Here is a 26,648-nt window from a genome sequence, read left to right on the forward strand (position 1 = left end):
CATATCGACGGCGGTGTTTGGCACCTCGATGTCGGCTCATCACATCCTGGGGCTGAAGCCGGTCCCAAGGGTATGGCTGTTCGCCATTTAAAGTGGTACGCGAGCTGGGTTTAGAACGTCGTGAGACAGTTCGGTCCCTATCTGCCGTGGACGTTTGAGATTTGAGAGGGGCTGCTCCTAGTACGAGAGGACCGGAGTGGACGAACCTCTGGTGTTCCGGTTGTCACGCCAGTGGCATTGCCGGGTAGCTATGTTCGGAAAAGATAACCGCTGAAAGCATCTAAGCGGGAAACTTGCCTCAAGATGAGATCTCACTGGAGCCTTGAGCTCCCTGAAGGGCCGTCGAAGACTACGACGTTGATAGGTTGGGTGTGTAAGCGCTGTGAGGCGTTGAGCTAACCAATACTAATTGCCCGTGAGGCTTGACCATATAACACCCAAGCAATTTGTGAACTCGAAAGAGGCCAGATTGCGGTGTGTGAAGACGAAAGAACCGAAAGTTCGACGCTCACAAAACACCGATTTCCATCACATACCCAATTTGCTGAAGCGAGGCCAGCTGGCCACGACTCAGTACCCGAATTTCTTGACGACCATAGAGCGTTGGAACCACCTGATCCCATCCCGAACTCAGCAGTGAAACGATGCATCGCCGATGGTAGTGTGGGGTTTCCCCATGTGAGAGTAGGTCATCGTCAAGATTAAATTCCGAAACCCCTATCTGCGTATGCAGGTAGGGGTTTTGTCTTTATAGTAGAAGCATCAAGAATTCGTTGGTACGTCACTACAGACGGACTGACAAACAGAATTTCTTGACGACCATAGAGCGTTGGAACCACCTGATCCCATCCCGAACTCAGAAGTGAAACGATGCATCGCCGATGGTAGTGTGGGGTTTCCCCATGTGAGAGTAGGTCATCGTCAAGATTGAATTCCAAAACCCCTGTCTGCTGACGCAGACAGGGGTTTTGTCGTTTCAGGGGTATTGAAAAGCCCGTTGCGGAGCCTCTCCACAACGGGCTTTTTCACGCTCTACGCAAACAGTTTCAGCACATTGTTCATCGCATCATCGGCAAAGCCCTGCACGAAATCCTTGAAGCCTGGCAGCGCCTCGGCGCCACCCTGTGCCGGTTCGGCAATGATGGTCCAGGTGGCTCGGGACTTGTCCGCATCCAGTGATTCAACGCTCATCGCGGCCCACAGATTGGCCACACCCAGAGTGTTGTAGATAGTGGTCCAGGTCATGTGCCGCGCCTGGTCGTCCCGGGAGTTAAGCTGTTCGACCACCTGGTTGCCGTCCTTGAAAAACTTTTTGCGTAACGATGACACGCCTTCACCGGTCATTTCGATGTGCGACAGTGCCGGGATGAAGCGATCAAAGCCGGAAAAGTTACCGACCACGGCCCATACCTGCGCAGCAGCGGCGGGCACGTCCACCGAGGACACCACGTGGCAGCCTTGAGGGTTTTTGATCAGGGTATCGGGTTGCAGAGTACTCATGGTCTTGCTCCGTTGGGGTTGAGTCAGATGAAGTTGATTTCTTTGAGGTAGTCGCAGCCGCGACGCAGCAGCGCCGGGGATTTTTGCGGGTAGTGCGCACCCATAAGCCGTACGCCGGCCTGGGCGTTGTCGTGACCGATCATCGAGATGTCGCCGATGTCCTCCTCGAAGCCGTTGAGGTAGAACCCCAGCACGCCGAACAACGCGTTGTCGCTGTCGACCCGACTCAGCTGCTGCTGCCAGTCGGCGACGCTGACCATCGCGAATTCGCGCCCAGTCTCGCGGAAGGACGCCACGTAGTCGTCCCAGCTCAGGGGCTCGGGGTTGTGCAGGTTGAACACCGCCTGTTCCGGCTGATAACGACTGGCGTGGAAGGCGATGAATCGGGCGAGAAAGTCCACCGGCATCAAGTCGAAGTTCAAGGCGAACTCCGGCACCAGACCCAGCTGGATCGAGCCCTTGAGCATCAGCATCAGGCGATTCTTGTGTGGCTGGCACACGCCCGTGAGGCTGTTGAAGCTGATGTTGCCAGGGCGGTAGAGATTGACCCGGACCCCAAGCTCTCGCGCCCGTTCGAGGATGCGCTCGCCAACCCATTTGGACAGGTTGTAGCCGTTCTTGATGTAGATGGGGGGTGTCGGTGCGGCCGGCAACTCAAGCACTCGGCCGTCGGCGGATATCGTGCTGGAGGCCGAGAGCGTCGAGACGAAATTGAAGATTTTTTTGCTGCGTCCTTCGCACAGGCGCAAACATTCGAAAATCGGCTCGACGTTGTCCCTCGCCAGCGACTCGTAATCGAGGACGTGATTGACGTTGGCGGCGTTGTGCACCAGCGCGCCAAATTCTCGATCCAGGCGCTGATAAACCTCTGCTGCCAAACCGAGTTCCGGTCGTGTGATATCGGCCGCGTGAACCCGTACCCGGCTCATATCCAGGTGCTCCAGATGGTTCTCCCGCAGCGCCTGGGCAAAGCGCTCGTCCGCCGATTGCCCATTGCCGTCGCGCACCAGGCAGGCGACCTCGCTGGCCCCCCAGGCCAGCAACGCCTCGACGATGTGTACACCGACAAAACTGTTGGCGCCTGTGACGATCACCTTGTGCACATCGCCCATGCGACTGATGGGCAGAGGCTGAATATCCAGTTCGCGGAAGGCATCGCGCAGGGCCTGTTCGCTCAGCACTTCTTCGCTGCCGGAGCCGCGTACCAGTGTCGCCAGTTTCGTGATGGTGGGCAGTTCGATGAAGCGGTTGATCGAGATGCTGCGCCCGAACTCTTCACGCAGTCGCAGGAGCATGCGCGATAGCAGGATCGAGTGCCCGCCCAGATTGAAGAAGCTTTCGTCGGTGGGAATGTCGCTCGCCGGCAGCTCCAGCAACTCGGCCCAGATGTTCAGCAGCAGGGTTTCATCGGCATTGACGGGCAGGCGCCGTGGAGGGTTATCGGTGACGCTCACCGGCAGCTCCAGCAACGCCTTGCGGTCGACCTTTCCGTTGCTGGCGTAAGGCATGCTTGCCAGTTCCGTCCATGCAGCGGGGTGCATGTAGTCCGGCAGGTGCTGTGCCGCGTGGGCCTTCAACGCCTGGCGAGCGGCGCCTGGGAGGTCTTCCCGGGGTTGGGCAAGGAAGGCCAGAATCCGTCGCTGGCTATCAACGACCACGGCAACCTGGCGGTACAACCGGCTGTCGCGCAGGCAGCGCTCAATCTCTTCCGGCTCGACCCGGAAGCCGCGAATCTTCACCTGATTATCACGCCGACCGCACAACTCGATCCCTTCATCTGTCCACTTCGCCATGTCCCCGGTGCGATAGACGCGCAGGGACTGGCCATCAGGCAAGTTCAGGTCCAGATAACGCTCAGCGGTTTGCTGCGGGTTGTTCAGGTAGCCCAGGCACACGCCCGGGCCAGCGATGTACAACTCACCGACAGTCTGCTCGGCCACCGGTTGAAAGTCATCATCGAGAATAAACACCTGACTATTGGCGATCGGCGCACCCAGCGAGCGGTTGTTGTCGCCTGCCTGAAGCCGCCGCGCGGTAATCAGTACCGTGGCTTCGGTGGGCCCGTAGAGGTTGTAGAGCTTGCCCTGACGGCTCAGTTGTTCGATGACCCACGGCTCGCACACATCGCCGCCGGTCATCACACGGTCCAGGCACTGCAACTGCTCCAGCGGCAGGATGCTCAACAAGGCAGGCGGTAAAAAGGCGTGGCTCAGTTGCCGATGACGAATCAGCTCCACCAGTTGCAGTGGATCGCGGCGTTGGTCCTCGTCGGGCACGATCAGCTCGGCGCCTTGCAACAGGGTCGGGAAGATGTCGATCAGCGATGAGTCGAAACTCAATGAAGAAAACTGCAGCACCCGGCTGTGGCTGGTCAGCTGCACATAGTCGGCGTACCAATGGGTGAAGTGCGTGAGGTTGGCCTGGCTGAGCAACACGCCCTTCGGGTGACCGGTGGTGCCTGAGGTGTAGAGCGCCATGCAGGGTGCATCGGGGTCGGGGCGTTGGTGCATCAAGGGTTGAGTGAGATCCACGTCGCGGTAGTCGATACTCCCGATGTCCAGCCCCGGCATCTCCCTCGCCAGGGGATGCTCGCCATCATGCAGCAGCAACACCGCACCGGCGTTCGCCAGAATGTACTGCTGACGTTGCAGTGGATGGCTCGGTTCCAGCGGCAGGTACACTGCGCCGCTGCCCAGGATCGCCAGGATTCCGGCATACAGCGCGCTGCATTTGGGCAGGCAGATCCCGACGACTACCGGACCTTGATGCTGATCCAGCAGCGGTCGCAAACGTTGCTGGATGGCGCGGCTGTAGGCGTACAACTGGCGATAGTCGAGCGTTGTGCCGGCAATGCTCAAGGCCGGACGGTCGGCGCTCTGGATGCACTGTTGTTCCAGCCGCTCGATCATTGGCGTTTGCGCGAGTTGCTGCAGTCGTGGGTCGGCGGTGGCATTGAGGCGATGCACGAACGCGAGGCTGTCCAGGAACCGCAGGTTCTCGATGCGCTCGTAGCGGGCAGGTGCGGCGGGTTCGGCGTGTCGGAAATAGTCGGCATCCCGCGAGTAGCGGCTGACCAGCAGCGCCACGTGCTCAACCAGTGCTGTCATGGCCTGCATACGCAACGCCTGGCCGTTACCCGACGGCTCATCGGCAATGGGTACACGACTCAGCAGCGTTGAGCCATGGCAGCACAACAGGTCCAGCGAAGGCAGGCCTGACGCCTGTGGCATGCCGAGCCCCAATTGAAATGTCAGCCGTGGCGCCTGAGCAGTGAACTGAAGCGACGTGCCATCGTCGATCAGCAGATCCACAGGCCCAGGCATTTCGTCGAGTGCGGATACCCACGTCAGTGAATGACCGTGTTGTTCGAGTTCCAGCGCCAGGTTGGTCATGGCCTGGCTTTGTCCGTTGAGCAAGATGTCGAGACGTCTCATGGTGGGCTCCTCGTCAAACCAGGTAGTCGCTGAGGGCGGTTTGTACGCACGGCGATTCGAGCAGTGAACTGCTGTGGAAAAACCGCACAATGTTGGCCACCAGCGGGTGATGGCGATTGATCGGGAAGGCCAGTGCCGACATTTCGTTCTTGAGTGCGTGGCGCGCCGCGTCGTTGGTCTGCAGTGCGTCGATCAAGCGGAAGTCGAAGGATTTCTGGATGTCGTTGGTCAGGTAATGGCCAATGAACACCGGCAGGATCTGCGCGATGCAATGGCGGTCGTCTGCACTAGCCGTATGCCAGTAAATGCGTACCAGTCGTGCCCAAAAACCGGAATGGCGCCCCTCGTCCAGCAAGTGATCGGCCATCAGGCCCTTGATCGATTGCTTGACCGTGTCGTCCTTGGCGAACGCGGCAACATCGCCGGTCACGGTGTTTTCGGCGATGGCCACGCAGATCAGTTCTACAGCGCTGCGCAGGTGCTCCGGTGCGAGTGCCACGGCCACCGGTATCGCTCGGCTCAGTTCGATCTCATCCGGCAATTCAATGGGGGTGATGCCGGTCAACGCGATGGTCTGCTGCATGAAATCCATCGCCACCAGTGCGTGGTAATCCTCGTCCACCACGACAGTCATGGCGTCGTAGCGGCAGGCGAACGGGAACTCGACCGCGAAGCGATTCTTGGCGATGCTGCGGGCGGTCTTGTCGACGATCTCGGTTTCGAAAATCACCACATCGTTGATGAACTTGTAGAGCGTCTGCACCAGGGCGAAGTCGCGCAGCTGCGGACATTCGCGCAGAAAGGTTTCGCTCAGCACCAGCGGTTGACGGCTCAAGGGGTAGATCAGTTTGTCGTCGTTCTCCAGCACGCGTCGCGGGCGTGTGCGGATGGTCGCGCGACTTTCCCAGGCGTCGGCGAAGGATTGGTAGTCGACGGCGTTCATGCGCTCACCTCCATGACCGATTCGTTGATGCTCAGGCGCAGTCCGTCCCACAGGGCAATACGACTTTCCACGGCAGCGATGGCGCTGGCATACACGTCCTCCTGCCGTTGCGGGTCGCCATCGACCAGTCGCGACAGGAGCTTTTCCGCTGCCGGGCCGTGGTCCTCGGAATCGACTTCAATGTGCCGTTCGAGGTAGTAACGGAAGGTCGGCGCCTGTTCGGTGCCGATGCCCCAATCGTCGAGGATGCGCTGGAACATCTGCGGGATAACGCTCTCGCGACCGTGCAGAAACGCCGCCGCAACACAGTGACCCGGTGCATGCAGTGCGGTGTGCAGCGTATGGCGAACGAAATGTGCAGCCGCCGGGTCGACATTGATGCATTTCAAGGCCAGGTCGTAACTCACGCCTTCCTGTTGCAAGGCCACGAAGCGTTCGATGGCATCGGTGCAGGCGCCGACTTCGCGCATTGCATCCAGATACAACTCGAAGTGGCTGTAATGACCCTGGGCCGGGCGATCATCCGACTCCTCACCCAGCACGATCTCGTTGATCAACCGAGCGGCCTGGGGATCCTGCGGCGGCAGCCAGGGCAGTCGCACGCAAGTCAGCTCCTGTTGCAGGCGCTTGGTCAGTGACATGAAGTCCCATACGGCAAAAACGTGGGTTTCCATGAAGCGTCTCAGGACCGGCAGCGAATGTATTTCAGAGAAAATCGGGTGTTCGCCAAGTTCGGCTTTTATTTGAATAAGACGTTCTTTAGTTGGTTTCATGGATGGGCCTGTAAGTGATTCGGGGTGAGAAGTAATCAAGCACTTAAGTTCGCTTAAAGTTTTTCAGGGCGAACGGGTACCTCAAACGAATTGATCTTTTTCAGTGCTGGATATGCCGTGTAACTGAGGTGCTGCTGCCGCTTGTGGTTGGCAGCGAAGAAAAACTAATACACATATAAAGTGTCAATCAAGTTGTTTTGGTATTATTTTGATATTCAACTTTTTCGAAGTTGATAAGTTCCAATAAAACTTTCCATGTTGGTTTTATTTTGGCGTAGTTACTCCTTCCGGCTTATATAAGTCAGAATTAAATAAAGAGTGAATGCCTCACTCGAAGTAACTTTTTAGTTGGCGTCGTTGGGGGATGTCTGAGGGGGTGGAAGTGGGTCGTGATTGGTGCCGATCCTTCCGTTCCCGTGATGAGGCTCCTTCCTTCGCTTCTGGGGATGGGGACTACGCCATTCGCACGGAACGTCCCCGGTTTTATTGTGTCCTTGGCACCCAGAGTGGGCGCAAATGGAGGCGGCCGCCAATACCGAGACAGCATGCAATCGTTGCTATGGCCAGGTTTGCAGGCGGCGAGGCGTTGGAGCGTGATATAGCGCCGCGAGGGTGGTGTGGTTTGGGCGCAGGGGATTTGTAATCAAATTATTCGTGGGGCACATTCGGGGAAATGTGCATCAGGCGAGGCAAGCACCTTCGGTGCGCCTCGCCTGGACTTGCCGCTACGAGTTACCTGGACGTGTTCTTGGCCCGGACTTCAGGGCTGTTGAGGTAGCGCGTAATGACCTCGACCGCTCGGTTCAGGTGGTGTTCGAGCAGCTTCACGGAGCGTTCGACGTCCCGGTCTTCGGCGGCCCGTAACAATGCCTGGTGGTCGTCCTGGGACAGTTTGCCCAGGCCCATGGCTTCCAGGTTGAAACGCAAGAACCGCTCTTCCTCGATCAGGCCGTCTTCGACCAGTCTCAACAGCCGGCGATTGGGTGCCCGGCTGTAAAGCACCATGTGGAACAGGCGATTGAGCCGGCCGATTTCGGTGTAGTCGCTTTCCATTTCGAGTTCATCGATGTAACGGGCAGCCTGTTCGAGATCTTCGTCCTGGAGCAGTGGCACCGAGAGACGCAAGGCTTCGGACTCCAGCAGGATGCGCAGCGCGTAGGTTTCCACGGCGTCGCCCTGGATCAGCGGCGCGACCACGGCGCCCTTGTGGGCAACCACATTGAGCAACGATTGTGCTTCGAGCTGGCGCAAGGCTTCGCGTACGGGCATGCGGCTGACGCCGAACAGGTCGGCGAGGTCTTGCTGGCGCAGGGCCGCGCCGCAAGGAATGCGCCCGTCGAGTATGGCCGCGCGCAGGGTTTCTTCGATCACCGACCGTGCCAGATGCGCGGGAATGGGCCCGTTGACCTTGATACTGCTTAGAGGGTTGGGCTTTTGTGTCACTAAACGCACCCTGAATGACGGAATATTTTTTGGATCCAAATGACACTAGTAACTGCCTGACGGCTTGTCAAACAAGCGAACGAGTGCCTTTCTTGCAGTTTAGCGCGCCGCCAATGATCTCACCGTGCCATTGTCTTTTTCCGGTCTAACCTTCACCATTCGAACGACTCCCTCCTGCCTACCCAGGATGCCTCGCATTGGCGGCAAGTTTAACGATCCCCCGGATTTTACGCTGGCTGTGCGGCGCATTGCTGCTGGCTGGCGTGATGTTGGGCAGTTTGAGTGCCGATTGGGATTTTTCCCTGATCAGCCGGCGGGCGCAGGCATTGTACGGACCTTTGGGAGAAGGTCAGCAGCGCATTAATGATTGGCAATACTTGTTGGCCAGTCAGAAGCAGATCGGCGAGTTGGAACAACTCAATGTGGTCAATCGCTTCTTCAACAAGCAGCTGCGATATGTCGAAGACATCGATCTGTGGCATGAAGTCGACTACTGGGAAACCCCGATCGAAGCCCTCTGGAAAGGCGCCGGCGACTGTGAAGACTACGCTATTGCCAAGTACTTCAGCCTGCGTCACCTCGGTGTAGCCAGTGAAAAGCTGCGCATTATCTACGTCAAGGCACTGACCCAGAACCGCGCGCACATGGTGCTGACCTACTACTCGAGTCCGGAAGCCGAGCCTCTGGTGCTCGATAGCCTGATTGATGCAATCAAGCCCGCCAGCCAGCGAAAGGATTTGCTGCCGGTCTACTCTTTCAATGCAGAAGGGTTGTGGCTACCGGGTACCAAGGGCAACAAAAAGGTCGGCGATACCAAGCGTCTTTCGCGCTGGCAGGATGTGTTGAAGAAAATGCAGGCCGAAGGATTCCCGGTCGAGACGACTAATTAGGAGCAGGTGCTCAGATGTCTTTGTTCAAACAGCTGTTGATTGCTATCTGTCTGTTCCTGGTGGTCGCCTTCACCGGCAGTTTCATGGTCAGCCTGGAGAGCTCGCGCACTCAGTATGTCAACCAGTTGCGCTCCCATGCTCAGGACGCGGCGACGGCGCTGGCGCTTTCCCTGACACCGAATATCGACGACCCGGCGATGGTCGAGTTGCTGGTCAGCTCGATTTTCGACAGCGGTTACTACGCGAGCATCCGCGTGGTCGATCTGAAGACCGACCAGGCCCTGGTTGAGCGCACGGGCATTCCGGCGGTCAACAACGTTCCGGACTGGTTCGTCAAACTGATCGGCCTGGAGCCCGCCGGTGGTGACGCGATCGTCAGCCGTGGCTGGGAGCAGGCTGCCCGGGTCGAGGTGGTCAGCCACCCGATGTTCGCACTGGCCAAGTTGTGGCAAAGCGCTTTGGGCAGCCTGAGCTGGTTGCTGCTATGCGGCGCGGTCAGTGCGGTACTCGGCGCGCTGTTGCTGCGTCAGCAATTGAGACCGCTGGATTACATGGTCAAGCAATCCCACGCCATCGCCCGGCGGGAATTCCTCAGCCTGCCGGAACTGCCGCGCACTCCCGAACTTCGCCGGGTCGTACAGGCCATGAACCAGATGGTCGAGAAGCTCAAGGCGCTGTTTCAGGAGCAGGCGGAGCGTAGTGAAAAACTGCGGGTCGAGTCCTATCAGGACTCGTTGACCGGGTTGGCCAACAGGCGTTATTTCGAGATGCAGCTGAATGCGCGGGTGAGCAACCCGGAGCAGGCCAGTTCCGGTTATCTGCTGCTATTGCGGGTCAAGGATCTTGCCGGCCTCAATCAGCGTCTCGGTGGCCAGCGCACCGATGACGTGCTCAAAGCCGTCGGCGAGCAACTGTCTCGCGAGTGCGCCAAATATCCGGAAACCCAGAACCTGGTCACTCGTATCCGCGGTGGCGAATTTGCCGTGCTGGCGCCGGGGCTGGTGCGCGAAGAAGCGCTGCAACTGGCACAAAACCTCGACAGTGCCTTGGCCAGTCTGCACGCTACCGGCGCCACTGATGTGGCTGCCGTGGCGTCTATCGGCCTGGCACCTTTTGCTCACGGCGACTCGCCGCAAACCGTGCTCAGCCTCGGTGATCAGGCGCTGGCGCAGGCCGAAGGCCAGGGCGAGCAGAACTGGGCCTGTATCGAACACAGCCTCTCGGCCAGTGTCGGCGACGATCACCACGCCTGGCATCGAATGCTTGACCAGGCGCTGACACAGCGGCGCTTCGAACTGTATTTCCAGCCGGTAGTGGCTGCCCAGGACACGCAACTGGTACTGCATTACAAAGTGTTGTCGCGACTGCTCGACGAACAGGGCCAGACCATCCCCGCCGGGCGTTTTCTGCCTTGGCTGGAGCGCTTCGGCTGGACGGCGCGCCTGGATCGGCTGATGCTCGAACGGGTGTTGGAGCAAATGAGCGAGCATGAGGAGTCGCTGGCGCTGAATCTGTCATCGGCTACCCTGGGCGACCCGCAGGCGCAAAACAAAATCTTCGAGATACTGCGTGCGCATTCCAATTTCGGCCCGCGCCTGACCCTGGAGATTGGCGAAGAGCAACTGCCTGACCAGGCGGTACTGGAGCAGTTGACCCGGCGCCTGCGCGAACTCGGCTTCTCACTGAGCCTGCAACGTTTTGGCGGACGCTTCAGCATGATCGGCAACCTGGCACGGCTGGGGCTGGCGTACCTGAAGATCGATGGCAGCTACATTCGTTCGATCGATCTGGAGAGTGACAAACGCCTGTTCATCGAGGCGATCCAGCGCGCGGCACACAGCATTGATTTGCCGCTGATTGCCGAGCGGGTCGAGACTGAAGGCGAGTTGTCGGTGATTCGCGAGATGGGGATATACGGCGTTCAGGGCCAGTTGTTCGGCGAGCCCAAGCCCTGGGGCTGATTTGATCGCTCCCACGTAGCGCGCGGGAATGATCGGAGGGGCGCGTCAGATCAGTCCGGTCTCTTCATCATCGATCAATTGGCTCAAGCCACCCAAGGCTTCACGGGCCTGGTTTCGATCCATGAGTTTAGCCTGGGCCGCCGCCGGCAGGTCGGTGACGCGGATCACGCCTTTCTGGGTCAGCACCTGAATCAAGTCATCGAGTACCCGGATCATTTCCAGGTCACTTTGCTTGAGCTGTTTGAGGCTGTTCTCCACCGCAGCGTTGGCAAACCAGGTCTGGATTTCATGATTGTCGGCCGGCAGCGTTTCCGTGGCCTCGGCATAGGCGGCGGGTTCCACGCGTACCAACAGGCCCTGCGCATCGCGTTGCACGTAAAACATTGAGCATCCCTCAGAATTGAACCAGCGTCGTGCTGTCAGCAGCATAGGTCAACCGCATGCCAGTATGTGGCGCAGCGACGGAATCGTCACCGGGCAGTGGACGCAAACGTGACGGCCGCCCCATAAGGAACGGCCGTTTTCGTGCATCAGCTGTTGTTGTGATCGATTTTGATGGTCGGGTCGCTACCGGCAATCAGGTTGTGCAGGTTGGCGCTTGACCAGTTATTGCCTTCCAGCTTGATCGTCACGTCCGGCGTGGCCGCTGCGGCGTTGCCCGAGTTGAACTGGCCGGTCGAGCTGACTTGCAGCGACGACACGCCATCGACCGTGGTGATCTTCAGGAAGTTGTCGATGGTACTGCCGGTTTCGCCCTGCAACAGATCGCGCAGGTCGATCCGGTCACCTTCGCCGGCCTTGAAGTCCTTGATCACGTCGCTGCCGGTGTCGCCCGCTTTCCAGACGAAGGTGTCACCACCGGAACCACCGATCAGGATGTCGTTGCCCTGTCCGCCCATCAACGTGTCGTTGCCGGTGCCGCCGAGCAGGCTGTCATTGCCCTTGCCGCCGTCGAGGGTGTCGCTTCCGCCCGAGCCGAACAGGATGTCATTGCCCGCACCGCCCAGCAGGGTATCGTTGCCGTCATGGGCACCGGACACATCGAACGCGGTGTAATGCTCGGTGATGTACTGGTGCACGTTGCTGGTGGTGACTTTGCTGACGTCCACGCCGGATTGCTGCGCCACGAAGGCTTGTATCGCCTGGTAACCCTCGCCGGCAATGCCGTTGAAGCTCACCAGATCGCCGAACAGAAGGTCGTTGCCGTCGCCACCGCTGACGGTATCGTTGCCCGGCATTGTCGCTTCGGTGTGGCCGATGATCGAGTTGGCCAGATCCTTCGGATCGATGTTGGTTTGCGGCGTGGTATCCGAGTCGTACGGCTTCAGGTCGTTGAGGCTCACGTCGCTGTTAAGACCAATGGCCTCGACATTCGACAGCTTGCTCAGCAGTGTGAAGCTGCTGGTGGAGTTGCTGATGGTGTCCCCGTCGGTGCTGTTGCCGTCGCCGTCACGACCCGAGAACTCGTAAGTGCCGTCGCCCTGGGCATGCAGATAGCCGAAGTCCTTGGAGGACCAGCTACTTCCATTGCCGTTGCCATTGCCATTGCCATTGCCGTTGTTGCCGTTGCTGGTCTTGGTCCAGACCGTCACGTAGCCCGAGGCGCTAATGTCGATCTGGTGCGTGCTGTCGGGGACCAGGCTGATCGCTTTACCCAACTGATAGTTGCTGGTGGTGACCAGGCTATCGAGTGTTGTGCTGCCATACAGGGTCGGGTTGGTCGACTCGCCGCTCTGGTAGTAAGTCGGCTTGCCGTCAGTAATGAAGTACGTGAGGTTCTTCGCCCCGGTGTTGGCCACGGCGTCCGCACTCTGGAACCAGTTGGCCGTGGTTTTGAACACGTCCTCGTAGTTGGTGCCGCCGCCGGATGACATCGAGTCCAGGATCGTCTTCAACTGAGTCAGCGCATTCGGGTCTTTGAGGTTCACCGACACCGACTTGTTGACCTGGGTGTCGAAGTCCACCAGGAAGATGTTCACCGTACCCGAGTTGCTGCCCAGGCTTTGCTTTAGTGTGTTGAACACAGACGTCAGCGAGTCCTTGGCCGAGTTGATCGACGAGGAACTCATACTGCCGGAACTGTCGACCATGAACGCGATGTTGTAGTTGGTGCCTGGCACCACGGTCAGGCCGCCGATGTCGGCGACGATGATGTCGTTGCCGTCGGTGCCGGTGACCGTGTCATTGGCCGCCGTGGCAGTGACGGCGTTGTAGACCGCCGGATACACAGTCACAGGAATTTGCGAAGTGCTGCTGGCCGAACCACCCAGGGCCTCAGTGGAGGTCGAAGTCACGGTCAGGTTGAACTGGCCGTTGTAATACGATGGTGGCGTTACGCTCAGAGAGCCTAGGCTCCAGCCCGTCACGTTGGCCTCGCCACTGGTCGCAGTGACCGTGAAGGTATGTCCCGCGCCATCGGTGAGCACCGAGCCGGTCGGCATGCCGCTGATCTTCAGGCTCAGGCTTTCCGAGCCATCGGTGTCGGTCAGCGCGGTCGTGATAGCGGACAATTTCACACTGCTGCCTTCGGCGCCGGTGTTGAGTTTGTAGCCGTCGTAGTAGCCCTCGCCATTGCTGCCGTGCAAGTCGGACACGGTCACGCCGGCATTCACCAGATCCGTCACGCCCGTGTAAATCGGTACGCCGGCACTGCTCAGGTCGATCGGCGTGCTGCCATTGACCGACAGGTTGACGTCATAGTTACCCGGGCCGCTCTGGTTGTGGTGGTAGATGTCCAGGGTGTAGTAGCCGCTGGTGGTCGGGGTGAACGAACCATTGAGGTTGCCGCCCGCGCCCCAGGTGATCGCGGCGACGTTCTTGCCGCCGATGGTCACCAACAGGCTGTCATCGCCAACACCGCTGAAGGTGTAGGTCTTGCCGGCTTCGAGGTAGATCAGGCCTGAGGTTTTCGACGCCGTACCGGCGGTCACGTTAGCGTCGGACTGCACGTTGGTCACGGTGCCTTTGGAGTTTGCTGTGCCAGCGGCGTCGATCACGTTTTTCAGCGTGGTCGAGTCCGCGCCGTTGCCGCTGGTACCCAGGCCCGACAGACCGGTCCAGACTTCCTTGATCAATCCGGTGGACTTCACGCTATTGTCGGCAACGCTCAGGGTCGGGGCATCCGCCACCGGGGTGATGCCGATCTTGATCGTGCCGGTGTTGCCCAGTGCCTGGCCGTCGGTTGGCTGGAACTGGAGTTGCGCGTAATCAGCCTTTTGATCGCCAGTGCCGGGGCCATAACCGTTCGCGCCCGACTCGTTGGCATCCGGCATGAAGCGCAGTTTGCCAGCGTCGATGTCGGCTTTGCTGAAGGTCTGGTTGGCGGCGACATCTTTCCAGGTCGAACTGTCCAGATACTGCAGTTTGCCCTCGCCCGGCAGCTGGGTGATTTTCACGCCCAGGCCGGTGGCGGGGCTGTCGACGTCGCTGACGCCGAAGGTCGACCAGCCGAGAATCAGCGGCGTGTCTTCGGTGCCGGTGACGTTGACCGGTGCTGCGACCGGTGCGTCATTGACCGCCACCACATTGACCGTGGTGGTCGCGGTGTTGGAGTAATTGCTGCCATCGGTCACCTTCACGGTGATGGTCCGCGGTACGGTGCTTGGGTCTTCACTGTTGTTGGTGAAGGTGATGTTCTTGATGCGCTGAATGTAATCGGCCAGCGTCGCAGTACCGGTCAAGGTCAGTGTGATCGTGCCAGTCTGGTCATTGCTGTTGATGATGATGCCGTTGACGCTGTTGCCCAGGTTCAGCGCATCGCCTGGCTGACGGTTGGTCAGCACGACGGTTGCACCGGTCAGCATGGTGCTGTCCGGATCGGTGATGCTCAGGTCGAGATCGCCGATCGACACGCCAGGACCGGCGGTGTTCTCGGTGAACGTCACCTTGTAATCGGCCCCGGTAGCGCCGCTGGAGTTGTTGGCGTCGAGGTCCAGCACTGGCGGTGCATCGTTGTCGATGATCGAAGTGCTGACGCTGCCATTGGACGAACTGATCGCCAGATTCTCGAAGTTGCCACCAGTGACCGAATCGATCTTGACCACGAAGTTTTCGGTGCCTTCGGTGATCTTGTCATCGATGGTCGCGACGTTGAAGTTGGCACTGCTGGCGCCCGCCGGGATCTTCACGGTGTACACGCCGGTGAAGTCCGAACCGTCGGCAGCGGTACCGCTGTAGACGATTTTCAGCGTCACTTCGGTCTGGGCCGGGTTGGTCAGGCTGACGGTATAACTCGCCGCCTGGCCTTCGGTTACCGAAGTGCTGCCGCTGATGCTGGCAGTGGTGGTGTCCTGGAAGTCACTGACGCTGGTCGACACTGGCGTCTTGTCCATGCCGAGGGCTTCAAGGTTGCCGCCGCTGGCGGCCTTGATCGATTCGGTAACGGTTGGCGCGCCGATGTAGACATCGTTGCCCACGGTGACCGGCAGGCTGCCGGAGCTCTGGCCGACGGCGATGGTGATCAACTTGCCGCTGTCCAGCGTGACGGTGACCGGCGTGTCGTGTGCAGTGACAGGGATGCCATTCTTGTCGGTGATGGTCGCGGTATACGTGATCGTACCGTTCTCGCTCACCGATGGGGTCGCAGTCAATTTCACGGTGGTGGCGTCGTTGACGTCGGTAACTGTGGTGTTCACCGGGGTCTTGATCGGGTTGATCGCTTCAAGGTTACCGCCGGCCGCGTCCTTGATGGATTCGGTGACAGTGGTTGGACCTTTGTAGACGTCGTTGCCGACGGTGACCGGCAGGGTGCCGGAGCTTTGGCCGACGGCGATGGTAATGACCTTGCCGCTGTCGAGGGTCACGGTGACCGGCGTGTTGTGTGCGGTCACCGGGGCACCGTTCTTGTCGGTCAGGGTGGCGGTGTAAGTGATGGTGCCGTTCTCGTCCACGCTCGGGGTGGCGGTCAGGGTCACGGTGGTGCTGTCGTTGACGTCGTTGACCGTGGTGTTCACCGGGGCTTTCACCGGGTTGATCGCTTCCAGGTTGCCGCCGTCGGCCGATTTAATCGACTCAGTAACGGTGGTTGGACCTTTGTAAACGTCATTGCCCACCGTGACCGGCAAGGAGCCGGAGCTCTGGCCGACGGCGATGGTAATCACCTTGCCGCTGTCGAGGGTGACGGTGACTGGCGTGTTATGCGCGGTCACCGGTTGGCCCTGGGCATCGGTCAGGGTGGCGGTGTAGGTGATGGTGCCGTTTTCGTCCACGCTCGGGGTGGCGCTCAGGGTTACGGTGGTGCTGTCGTTGACGTCGGTGACCGTGGTGCTGACCGGGGTTTTCACCGGGTTGATCGCTTCGAGGTTGCCACCCACTGCATCCTTGATGGATTCGCTGACAGTGGTTGGCCCCTTGTAAACGTCGTTGCCGACGGTGACCGGCAGGCTGCCGGAGCTTTGGCCGACGGCGATGGTGATGACCTTGCCGCTGTCCAGGGTCACGGTGACCGGACCGTTCTGCGCGGTCACCGGTTTGCCCTGGGTATCGGTTAGGGTCGCGGTGTAGGTGATGGTGCCGTTTTCGTCCACGCTCGGGGTGGCGGTCAGGGTCACGGTAGTGGAGTCGTTGACGTCGTTGACCGTGGTGGTCACTGGCGTTTTCACCGGATTGATCGCTTCGAGGTTGCCACCGTCGGCCGATTTAATCGACTCAGTAACGGTGGTTGGCCCTTTGTAAGCGTCGTTGCCGACGGTCACCGGCAGGCTGCCGGAGCTCTGGCCTTCGGCAATGGTGATCACCTTGCCGCTGTCGAGGGTCACGGTCACCGGACCGTTCTGCGCGGTGACCGGTTGGCCTTGGGCATCGGTCAGCGTCGCGGTGTAAGTGATGGTGCCGTTTTCGTCCACGCTCGGGGTGGCGCTCAGGGTCACGGTGGTGGTGTCGTTGACATCGGTGACCGTGGTTTCTACCGGGGTCTTCACCGGGTTGATCGCTTCGAGATTGCCGCCGTCGGCCGATTGAATCGACTCGGTGACGGTGGTTGGCCCCTTGTAAACGTCGTTGCCGACGGTGACCGGTAGGCTGCCGGAGCTCTGGCCGACGGCGATGGTGATCACCTTGCCGCTGTCGAGGGTCACGGTGACCGGACCGTTCTGCGCGGTGACCGGTTGGCCTTGGGCATCGGTCAGCGTCGCGGTGTAAGTGATGGTGCCGTTTTCGCTCACCGATGGGGTTGCAGTCAGCGTCACGGTGGTGCTGTCGTTGACGTCGGTGACCGTGGTGGTGACCGGCGTTTTCACCGGGTTGATCGCTTCGAGGTTGCCACCCACTGCATCCTTGATGGATTCGCTGACAGTGGTTGGCCCCTTGTAAACGTCGTTGCCGACGGTGACCGGCAGGCTGCCGGAACTCTGGCCTTCGGCAATGGTGATCACCTTGCCGCTGTCGAGGGTCACGGTGACCGGACCGTTTTGCGCGATGACCGGTTGGCCCTGGGCATCGGTCAGGGTGGCGGTGTAGGTGATGGTGCCGTTTTCGTCCACGTTCGGCGTCGCGGTCAGGGTCACGGTGGTGCTGTCGTTGACGTCGGTGACCGTGGTGGTCACTGGCGTGGTGTTGGGCGACACCAGTTCCAGGTTGCCGCCGTCGGCCGATTTAATCGACTCGGTGACGGTGGTCGGCCCCTTGTAGACGTCATTGCCGACGGTGACTGGCAGGCTGCCGGAACTCTGGCCTTCGGCAATGGTGATCACCTTGCCGCTGTCGAGGGTCACGGTCACCGGACCGTTCTGCGCGGTGACCGGTTGGCCTTGGGCATCGGTCAGGGTCGCGGTGTAGGTGATGGTGCCGTTCTCGTCCACGCTCGGGGTGGCGGTCAGGGTCACGGTGGTGGTGTCGTTGACGTCGGTGACCGTGGTTTCTACCGGGGTCTTCACCGGGTTGATCGCTTCGAGGTTGCCGCCGTCGGCCGATTTAATCGACTCGGTGACGGTGGTTGGCCCCTTGTAAACGTCGTTGCCGACGGTGACCGGTAGGCTGCCGGAGCTCTGGCCTTCGGCAATGGTGATCACCTTGCCGCTGTCGAGGGTCACGGTCACCGGACCGTTCTGCGCGGTGACCGGTTGGCCTTGGGCATCGGTCAGGGTCGCGGTGTAGGTGATGGTGCCGTTCTCGTCCACGCTCGGGGTGGCGGTCAGGGTCACGGTGGTGGTGTCGTTGACGTCGGTGACCGTGGTTTCTACCGGGGTCTTCACCGGGTTGATCGCTTCGAGGTTGCCGCCGTCGGCCGATTTAATCGACTCGGTGACGGTGGTCGGACCCTTGTAGACGTCATTGCCGACGGTCACCGGCAAGGAGCCGGAGCTCTGGCCTTCGGCGATGGTGATGACCTTGCCGCTGTCGAGGGTGACGGTGACTGGCGTGTTATGCGCGGTCACCGGTTGGCCCTGGGCATCGGTCAAGGTCGCGGTGTAGGTGATGGTGCCGTTTTCGCTCACCGATGTGGTTGCAGTCAGCGTCACGGTGGTGCTGTCGTTGACGTCGGTGACCGTGGTGGTGACCGGCGTTTTCACCGGGTTGATCGCTTCGAGGTTGCCACCCACTGCATCCTTGATGGATTCGCTGACAGTGGTTGGCCCCTTGTAAACGTCGTTGCCGACGGTGACCGGCAGGCTGCCGGAACTCTGGCCTTCGGCAATGGTGATCACCTTGCCGCTGTCGAGGGTGACGGTGACTGGCGTGTTATGCGCGGTCACCGGTTGGCCCTGGGCATCGGTCAGGGTGGCGGTGTAGGTGATGGTGCCGTTTTCGTCCACGCTCGGGGTGGCGCTCAGGGTCACGGTGGTGGTGTCGTTGACATCGGTGACCGTGGTTTCTACCGGGGTCTTCACCGGGTTGATCGCTTCGAGATTGCCGCCGTCGGCCGATTGAATCGACTCGGTGACGGTGGTTGGCCCCTTGTAAACGTCGTTGCCGACGGTGACCGGTAGGCTGCCGGAGCTCTGGCCGACGGCGATGGTGATCACCTTGCCGCTGTCGAGGGTCACGGTGACCGGACCGTTCTGCGCGGTGACCGGTTGGCCTTGGGCATCGGTCAGCGTCGCGGTGTAAGTGATGGTGCCGTTTTCGCTCACCGATGGGGTTGCAGTCAGCGTCACGGTGGTGCTGTCGTTGACGTCGGTGACCGTGGTGGTGACCGGCGTTTTCACCGGGTTGATCGCTTCGAGGTTGCCACCCACTGCATCCTTGATGGATTCGCTGACAGTGGTTGGCCCCTTGTAAACGTCGTTGCCGACGGTGACCGGCAGGCTGCCGGAACTCTGGCCTTCGGCAATGGTGATGACCTTGCCGCTGTCGAGGGTCACGGTGACCGGACCGTTTTGCGCGGTGACCGGTTGGCCCTGGGCATCGGTCAGGGTGGCGGTGTAGGTGATGGTGCCGTTTTCGTCCACGTTCGGCGTCGCGGTCAGGGTCACGGTGGTGCTGTCGTTGTCGTCATTGACCGTGGTGGTCACTGGCGTTTTCACCGGATTGATCGCTTCGAGGTTGCCGCCGTCGGCCGATTTAATCGACTCGGTGACGGTGGTCGGCCCCTTGTAGACGTCATTGCCGACGGTGACTGGCAGGCTGCCGGAACTCTGGCCTTCGGCAATGGTGATCACCTTGCCGCTGTCGAGGGTCACGGTGACCGGACCGTTCTGCGCGGTGACCGGTTGGCCCTGGGCATCGGTCAGGGTCGCGGTGTAGGTGATGGTGCCGTTTTCATCCACGCTCGGGGTGGCGGTCAGGGTCACGGTGGTGCTGTCGTTGACGTCGGTGACCGTGGTGGTCACCGGGGTTTTCACCGGGTTGATCGCTTCGAGGTTGCCGCCGTCGGCCGATTTAATCGACTCGGTGACGGTGGTTGGCCCCTTGTAAACGTCGTTGCCGACGGTGACCGGTAGGCTGCCGGAGCTCTGGCCGACGGCGATGGTGATCACCTTGCCGCTGTCGAGGGTCACGGTGACCGGACCGTTCTGCGCGGTGACCGGTTGGCCTTGGGCATCGGTCAGCGTCGCGGTGTAAGTGATGGTGCCGTTTTCGCTCACCGATGGGGTTGCAGTCAGCGTCACGGTGGTGCTGTCGTTGACGTCGGTGACCGTGGTGGTGACCGGCGTTTTCACCGGGTTGATCGCTTCGAGGTTGCCACCCACTGCATCCTTGATGGATTCGCTGACGGTGGTTGGCCCCTTGTAAACGTCGTTGCCGACAGTGACCGGTAGGCTGCCGGAGCTCTGGCCTTCAGCGATGGTGATGACCTTGCCGCTGTCGAGGGTCACGGTCACTGGACCGTTCTGCGCGGTCACCGGTTGGCCCTGGGCATCGGCCAGGGTCGCGGTGTAGGTGATGGTGCCGTTTTCGTCCACGCTCGGGGTGGCGGTCAGCGTTACCGTGGTGGTGTCGTTGACATCGGTGACCGTGGTTTCTACCGGGGTTTTCACCGGGTTGATCGCTTCGAGGTTGCCGCCGTCGGCCGATTGAATCGACTCAGTAACGGTGGTTGGCCCCTTGTAAACGTCGTTGCCGACGGTCACCGGCAGGCTGCCGGAACTCTGACCTTCAGCGATGGTGATCACCTTGCCGCTGTCGAGGGTCACGGTGACCGGACCGTTCTGCGCGGTGACCGGTTGGCCCTGGGCATCGGTCAGGGTCGCGGTGTAGGTGATGGTGCCGTTTTCATCCACGCTCGGGGTGGCGGTCAGGGTCACGGTGGTGCTGTCGTTGACGTCGGTGACCGTGGTGGTCACCGGGGTTTTCACCGGGTTGATCGCTTCGAGGTTACCGCCGGCCGCGTCCTTGATGGATTCGGTGACGGTGGTTGGCCCCTTGTAAACGTCGTTGCCGACGGTGACCGGTAGGCTGCCGGAGCTCTGGCCTTCGGCAATGGTGATCACCTTGCCGCTGTCGAGGGTCACGGTCACTGGACCGTTCTGCGCGGTCACCGGTTGGCCCTGGGCATCGGCCAGGGTCGCGGTGTAGGTGATGGTGCCGTTTTCGTCCACGCTCGGGGTGGCGGTCAGCGTTACCGTGGTGGTGTCGTTGACGTCGTTGACCGTGGTTTCTACCGGGGTCTTGATCGGATTAATGGCTTCGAGGTTGCCACCCACCGCGTCCTTGATGGATTCGCTGACGGTGGTCGGACCGTTGTAAACGTCATTGCCGACGGTCACCGGCAAGGAGCCGGAGCTCTGGCCTTCGGCGATGGTGATGACCTTGCCGCTGTCGAGGGTGACGGTGACTGGCGTGTTATGCGCGGTCACCGGTTGGCCCTGGGCATCGGTCAAGGTCGCGGTGTAGGTGATGGTGCCGTTTTCGCTCACCGATGTGGTTGCAGTCAGCGTCACGGTGGTGCTGTCGTTGACGTCGGTGACCGTGGTGGTGACCGGCGTTTTCACCGGGTTGATCGCTTCGAGGTTGCCACCCACTGCATCCTTGATGGATTCGCTGACAGTGGTTGGCCCCTTGTAAACGTCGTTGCCGACGGTGACCGGCAGGCTGCCGGAACTCTGGCCTTCGGCAATGGTGATCACCTTGCCGCTGTCGAGGGTGACGGTGACTGGCGTGTTATGCGCGGTCACCGGTTGGCCCTGGGCATCGGTCAGGGTGGCGGTGTAGGTGATGGTGCCGTTTTCGTCCACGCTCGGGGTGGCGCTCAGGGTCACGGTGGTGGTGTCGTTGACATCGGTGACCGTGGTTTCTACCGGGGTCTTCACCGGGTTGATCGCTTCGAGATTGCCGCCGTCGGCCGATTGAATCGACTCGGTGACGGTGGTTGGCCCCTTGTAAACGTCGTTGCCGACGGTGACCGGTAGGCTGCCGGAGCTCTGGCCGACGGCGATGGTGATCACCTTGCCGCTGTCGAGGGTCACGGTGACCGGACCGTTCTGCGCGGTGACCGGTTGGCCTTGGGCATCGGTCAGCGTCGCGGTGTAAGTGATGGTGCCGTTTTCGCTCACCGATGGGGTTGCAGTCAGCGTCACGGTGGTGCTGTCGTTGACGTCGGTGACCGTGGTGGTGACCGGCGTTTTCACCGGGTTGATCGCTTCGAGGTTGCCACCCACTGCATCCTTGATGGATTCGCTGACAGTGGTTGGCCCCTTGTAAACGTCGTTGCCGACGGTGACCGGCAGGCTGCCGGAACTCTGGCCTTCGGCAATGGTGATGACCTTGCCGCTGTCGAGGGTCACGGTGACCGGACCGTTTTGCGCGGTGACCGGTTGGCCCTGGGCATCGGTCAGGGTGGCGGTGTAGGTGATGGTGCCGTTTTCGTCCACGTTCGGCGTCGCGGTCAGGGTCACGGTGGTGCTGTCGTTGTCGTCATTGACCGTGGTGGTCACTGGCGTTTTCACCGGATTGATCGCTTCGAGGTTGCCGCCGTCGGCCGATTTAATCGACTCGGTGACGGTGGTCGGCCCCTTGTAGACGTCATTGCCGACGGTGACTGGCAGGCTGCCGGAACTCTGGCCTTCGGCAATGGTGATCACCTTGCCGCTGTCGAGGGTCACGGTGACCGGACCGTTCTGCGCGGTGACCGGTTGGCCCTGGGCATCGGTCAGGGTCGCGGTGTAGGTGATGGTGCCGTTTTCATCCACGCTCGGGGTGGCGGTCAGGGTCACGGTGGTGCTGTCGTTGACGTCGGTGACCGTGGTGGTCACCGGGGTTTTCACCGGGTTGATCGCTTCGAGGTTGCCGCCGTCGGCCGATTTAATCGACTCGGTGACGGTGGTTGGCCCCTTGTAAACGTCGTTGCCGACGGTGACCGGTAGGCTGCCGGAGCTCTGGCCGACGGCGATGGTGATCACCTTGCCGCTGTCGAGGGTCACGGTGACCGGACCGTTCTGCGCGGTGACCGGTTGGCCTTGGGCATCGGTCAGCGTCGCGGTGTAAGTGATGGTGCCGTTTTCGCTCACCGATGGGGTTGCAGTCAGCGTCACGGTGGTGCTGTCGTTGACGTCGGTGACCGTGGTGGTGACCGGCGTTTTCACCGGGTTGATCGCTTCGAGGTTGCCACCCACTGCATCCTTGATGGATTCGCTGACGGTGGTTGGCCCCTTGTAAACGTCGTTGCCGACAGTGACCGGTAGGCTGCCGGAGCTCTGGCCTTCAGCGATGGTGATGACCTTGCCGCTGTCGAGGGTCACGGTCACTGGACCGTTCTGCGCGGTCACCGGTTGGCCCTGGGCATCGGCCAGGGTCGCGGTGTAGGTGATGGTGCCGTTTTCGTCCACGCTCGGGGTGGCGGTCAGCGTTACCGTGGTGGTGTCGTTGACATCGGTGACCGTGGTTTCTACCGGGGTTTTCACCGGGTTGATCGCTTCGAGGTTGCCGCCGTCGGCCGATTGAATCGACTCAGTAACGGTGGTTGGCCCCTTGTAAACGTCGTTGCCGACGGTCACCGGCAGGCTGCCGGAACTCTGACCTTCAGCGATGGTGATCACCTTGCCGCTGTCGAGGGTCACGGTGACCGGACCGTTCTGCGCGGTGACCGGTTGGCCCTGGGCATCGGTCAGGGTCGCGGTGTAGGTGATGGTGCCGTTTTCATCCACGCTCGGGGTGGCGGTCAGGGTCACGGTGGTGCTGTCGTTGACGTCGGTGACCGTGGTGGTCACCGGGGTTTTCACCGGGTTGATCGCTTCGAGGTTACCGCCGGCCGCGTCCTTGATGGATTCGGTGACGGTGGTTGGCCCCTTGTAAACGTCGTTGCCGACAGTGACCGGTAGGCTGCCGGAGCTCTGGCCGACGGCGATGGTGATCACCTTGCCGCTGTCGAGGGTCACGGTCACTGGACCGTTCTGCGCGGTCACCGGTTGGCCCTGGGCATCGGCCAGGGTCGCGGTGTAGGTGATGGTGCCGTTTTCGTCCACGCTCGGGGTGGCGGTCAGCGTTACCGTGGTGGTGTCGTTGACGTCGTTGACCGTGGTTTCTACCGGGGTCTTGATCGGATTAATGGCTTCGAGGTTGCCACCCACCGCGTCCTTGATGGATTCGCTGACGGTGGTCGGACCGTTGTAAACGTCATTGCCGACGGTGACCGGCAGGCTGCCGGCGCTCTGGCCTTCGGCGATGGTGATGATCTTGCCGCTGTCGAGGGTCACGGTCACCGGACCGTTCTGCGCGGTCACCGGGGCGCCGTTCTTGTCGGTCAGCGTGGCGGTGTAGGTGATGGTGCCGTTCTCATCCACGCTTGAGGTGGCGGTCAACATCACGGTGGTGGTGTCGATCGAGTCAGTGATGGACGTCACTGCTGGCTCTTTACTCAGCACCAGGTTTTCGAAGTTGCCGCCAGTGGTACCGGTGATGGTGGTGCTGACGGTGCTGCCGTTCACATAGACGTCATTGGCCGGGGTCTCGACCACGACGCTGCCAGTAGTCTTGCCGGCTTCGATGGTGATGACCGAGCCATTGCTCAAGGTCACGGTCACCGGCGTGCCGGCCGGGTTGGTCAGAGTCGCGGTGTAGGTGATCTGGCCGCCTTCGGTGATGTTACCGGTGGCAGTCAGGGTCAGCCCGGTGCTGTCCACGGAGTCGGTAATGGTGGTCACGGCCGGCGCGGTGTTCGGCACCAGGTTTTCGAAGTTGCCGCCAGTGGTACCGGTGATGGTGGTGCTGACGGTGCTGCCGTTGACATAGACGTCATTGGCCGGGGTCTCGACCACGACGCTGCCAGTGGTCTTGCCGGCTTCAATGGTAATGACAGAGCCGTTGCTCAAGGTCACGGTCATTGGCGTGCCGGCCGGGTTGGTCAGGGTCGCGGTGTAGGTGATCTGCCCGCCTTCGCTGATGTTGCCGGTGGCGCTCAGGGTCAGCCCGGTGCTGTCCACGGAATCGGTGATGCTGGTCACGGCCGGCGCGGTGCTTGGCACCAGGTTTTCGAAGTTGCCGCCAGTGGTGCCGGTGATGGTGGTGCTGACGGTGCTGCCGTTGACATAGACGTCATTGGCCGGGGTCTCGACCACGACGCTGCCAGTAGTCTTGCCGGCTTCGATGGTAATGACCGAGCCGTTGCTCAAGGTCACGGTCATTGGCGTGCCGGCCGGGTTGGTCAGGGTCGCGGTGTAGGTGATCTGCCCGCCTTCGCTGATGTTGCCGGTGGCGCTCAGGGTCAGCCCGGTGCTGTCCACGGAATCGGTGATGCTGGTCACGGCCGGCGCGGTGCTTGGCACCAGGTTTTCGAAGTTGCCGCCAGTGGTGCCGGTGATGGTGGTGCTGACGGTGCTGCCGTTGACATAGACGTCATTGGCCGGGGTCTCGACCACGACGCTGCCAGTAGTCTTGCCGGCTTCGATGGTAATGACCGAGCCGTTGCTCAAGGTCACGGTCATTGGCGTGCCGGCCGGGTTGGTCAGGGTCGCGGTGTAGGTGATCTGCCCGCCTTCGCTGATGTTGCCGGTGGCGCTCAGGGTCAGCCCGGTGCTGTCCACGGAATCGGTGATGCTGGTCACGGCCGGCGCGGTGTTTGGCACCAGGTTTTCGAAGTTGCCGCCAGTGGTGCCGGTGATGGTGGTGCTGACGGTGCTGCCGTTGACATAGACGTCATTGGCCGGGGTCTCGACCACGACGCTGCCAGTAGTCTTGCCGGCTTCGATGGTAATGACCGAGCCGTTGCTCAAGGTCACGGTCATTGGCGTTTGCGCCGGGTTGTTCAGGGTCGCCGTATAGGTGATCTGGCCACCTTCGGTGACGGTGTTGCCGGCCGTCAGGGTGACCGTGGTGGTGTCGACGGTATCGGTGACCTGGGTCACGGCCGGGGTAGTCGGTGGCGTAGCTGTGATACCGCTGCCGCCGCTGGTGCCGGTGACGGTCATTTCGATCTGGGTCGCGTCGTTATAAACAGTGTCGTTCGGGACCAATGGCACGTTGACGGTGCCGGTGGTCGAGCCCGCGGGAATCACGATCACCGCGCCGTTGGACAGCGTGACAGTCAGGTCGGTCAGCGGTGCCTGGGTCAGTGTCGCGGTATACACCAGCACGCCACCGGCCTCGGTGATGGTTGGCGTGGCGCTAAGGCTCAGGGTCGACTCACTTGGAGTGTTGGTGTTGGTGTTGGTGTTGGTGTTGGTGTTGGTGTTGGTGTTGGTGTTGGTGTTGGCGTTGGCGTTGGCGGCGGCGGTCTGGCCGCCAGTAGTGTCCTGAGCTATTTGCGCAGCAGAATTGATGCCCGCAGTCGGGAAGCCAATGGTTGGGTCGACGCGGCCAGCGGTGGCGTCGAGCACCACGAAACTGTGACTACCACCCGCGGCACCACCAGAGCCGGCCGCCGTCGGACCCGCAGCGGTGGCTTCAAGGTCTTTGGTCGGGTCGGCACCGGCGGCAATGGCTTGTTGCAGCTCTTCAACGGACGGTGCGGCTTGCGCGGTGGCGGCCGCCAGATCACTGCCGGAGTCCGGGGCGTGCGCGCTCCACTGAGTGTCACGGCCCAGATCGAGGGTACGGCCATCGGCCAGCTCCAGGGACACGGCGCCGGAAAGGCCAGTGTCGATCTGGTCACCGGCGAACAGTTTGTCGCCTTCAACGAGAACGCGGCGGATGCCCTCGGGGGACACCACGAAAACCTGACCGACAATGCTTTTGACGATGGCAACAACACTGCTCATTGAAGACTCTCCGGGGTGTCACGTTCAGTTGACTTCCATGGACCTGATGGCATCTGTCGGCGCCGACCAGTCTGGACGTACATTGCAAAATAGATGCACAAATTTGACGCATCAATTCGTCAATATATTGGCTTT

The 26,648-nt window shown here is 60.9% G+C and carries 9 protein-coding genes and 3 rRNA genes (1 of these 12 cut by a window edge); 5 read left to right on the forward strand and 7 right to left on the reverse strand.

The window, feature by feature from the left end; all coding sequences use genetic code 11:
* The 3 genes from AC06G5_RS00575 to rrf (AC06G5_RS00585) form a co-directional block, all read left to right on the forward strand.
* A 23S ribosomal RNA gene (locus AC06G5_RS00575) occupies positions 1 to 430 on the forward strand (it extends 2,462 nt beyond the left edge of the window).
* Positions 431 to 585: 155 nt separating this feature from the next.
* Positions 586 to 701 (forward strand): 5S ribosomal RNA (gene rrf, locus AC06G5_RS00580).
* A 110-nt stretch (positions 702 to 811) separates the two neighbouring features.
* Positions 812 to 927 (forward strand): 5S ribosomal RNA (gene rrf, locus AC06G5_RS00585).
* 105 nt (positions 928 to 1,032) lie between these two features.
* Here the strand turns inward: rrf (AC06G5_RS00585) and AC06G5_RS00590 are convergent.
* The 5 genes from AC06G5_RS00590 to AC06G5_RS00610 all read right to left on the reverse strand — a co-directional run bounded on the left by AC06G5_RS00590 (position 1,033) and on the right by AC06G5_RS00610 (position 8,093).
* Positions 1,033 to 1,500 carry an SRPBCC family protein gene (locus AC06G5_RS00590; RefSeq protein ID WP_413428313.1) on the reverse strand — a complete coding sequence of 156 codons (468 nt, stop codon included), beginning with the start codon at positions 1,498 to 1,500 and terminating at the stop codon, positions 1,033 to 1,035.
* A 23-nt stretch (positions 1,501 to 1,523) separates the two neighbouring features.
* The gene (locus AC06G5_RS00595) at positions 1,524 to 4,934 is read right to left on the reverse strand and encodes a non-ribosomal peptide synthetase (protein ID WP_480458804.1); all 3,411 of its coding nucleotides are present in this window, start codon (positions 4,932 to 4,934) and stop codon (positions 1,524 to 1,526) included.
* 13 nt (positions 4,935 to 4,947) lie between these two features.
* Complete coding sequence (locus tag AC06G5_RS00600; protein WP_413428315.1) at positions 4,948 to 5,877, reverse strand: diiron oxygenase; 930 nt, start codon at positions 5,875 to 5,877, stop codon at positions 4,948 to 4,950.
* Positions 5,874 to 6,650, reverse strand: coding sequence for a DUF3050 domain-containing protein (locus AC06G5_RS00605; protein WP_480458807.1), 777 nt, complete (start codon positions 6,648 to 6,650; stop codon positions 5,874 to 5,876). The genes AC06G5_RS00600 and AC06G5_RS00605 overlap by 4 nt, the downstream gene beginning before the upstream one ends.
* 732 nt (positions 6,651 to 7,382) lie before the next feature.
* On the reverse strand, positions 7,383 to 8,093 hold the full coding sequence (locus AC06G5_RS00610) for a GntR family transcriptional regulator (protein WP_413428317.1): 711 nt from the start codon (positions 8,091 to 8,093) through the stop codon (positions 7,383 to 7,385).
* Between the two features lie 197 nt (positions 8,094 to 8,290).
* On the opposite strand from AC06G5_RS00610, the gene lapG reads away from it, so the two are divergent.
* Both lapG and lapD read left to right on the forward strand, forming a co-directional pair.
* Entirely contained in the window at positions 8,291 to 8,983 is a 693-nt protein-coding gene (gene lapG, locus AC06G5_RS00615) for a cysteine protease LapG (RefSeq protein ID WP_480458809.1), read from the forward strand.
* 14 nt (positions 8,984 to 8,997) lie between these two features.
* Positions 8,998 to 10,944 carry a cyclic di-GMP receptor LapD gene (gene lapD, locus AC06G5_RS00620; RefSeq protein WP_413428319.1) on the forward strand — a complete coding sequence of 649 codons (1,947 nt, stop codon included), beginning with the start codon at positions 8,998 to 9,000 and terminating at the stop codon, positions 10,942 to 10,944.
* Between the two features lie 45 nt (positions 10,945 to 10,989).
* On the opposite strand, the gene AC06G5_RS00625 is transcribed toward lapD, so the two are convergent.
* On the reverse strand, positions 10,990 to 11,328 hold the full coding sequence (locus AC06G5_RS00625; protein WP_057399111.1) for a hypothetical protein: 339 nt from the start codon (positions 11,326 to 11,328) through the stop codon (positions 10,990 to 10,992).
* 146 nt (positions 11,329 to 11,474) lie between these two features.
* Positions 11,475 to 26,513: a LapA family giant adhesin gene (locus AC06G5_RS00630; protein WP_480458812.1), complete on the reverse strand. Its 15,039-nt coding sequence runs from the start codon at positions 26,511 to 26,513 to the stop codon at positions 11,475 to 11,477.
* Positions 26,514 to 26,648 lie beyond the last annotated feature (135 nt).

Source organism: Pseudomonas sp. WT-JTC (assembly GCF_056711565.1).

What these genes read in the sequence shown, in the direction of transcription:
- AC06G5_RS00590 (WP_413428313.1), bottom strand. Translation starts at nt 1,500, where the DNA reads ATGAGTACTCTGCAACCCGATACCCTGATCAAAAACCCTCAAGGCTGC.
- AC06G5_RS00595 (WP_480458804.1), bottom strand. Translation starts at nt 4,934, where the DNA reads ATGAGACGTCTCGACATCTTGCTCAACGGACAAAGCCAGGCCATGACC.
- AC06G5_RS00600 (WP_413428315.1), bottom strand. Translation starts at nt 5,877, where the DNA reads ATGAACGCCGTCGACTACCAATCCTTCGCCGACGCCTGGGAAAGTCGC.
- AC06G5_RS00605 (WP_480458807.1), bottom strand. Translation starts at nt 6,650, where the DNA reads ATGAAACCAACTAAAGAACGTCTTATTCAAATAAAAGCCGAACTTGGC.
- lapD (WP_413428319.1), top strand. Translation starts at nt 8,998, where the DNA reads ATGTCTTTGTTCAAACAGCTGTTGATTGCTATCTGTCTGTTCCTGGTG.
- AC06G5_RS00625 (WP_057399111.1), bottom strand. Translation starts at nt 11,328, where the DNA reads ATGTTTTACGTGCAACGCGATGCGCAGGGCCTGTTGGTACGCGTGGAA.
- AC06G5_RS00630 (WP_480458812.1), bottom strand. Translation starts at nt 26,513, where the DNA reads ATGAGCAGTGTTGTTGCCATCGTCAAAAGCATTGTCGGTCAGGTTTTC.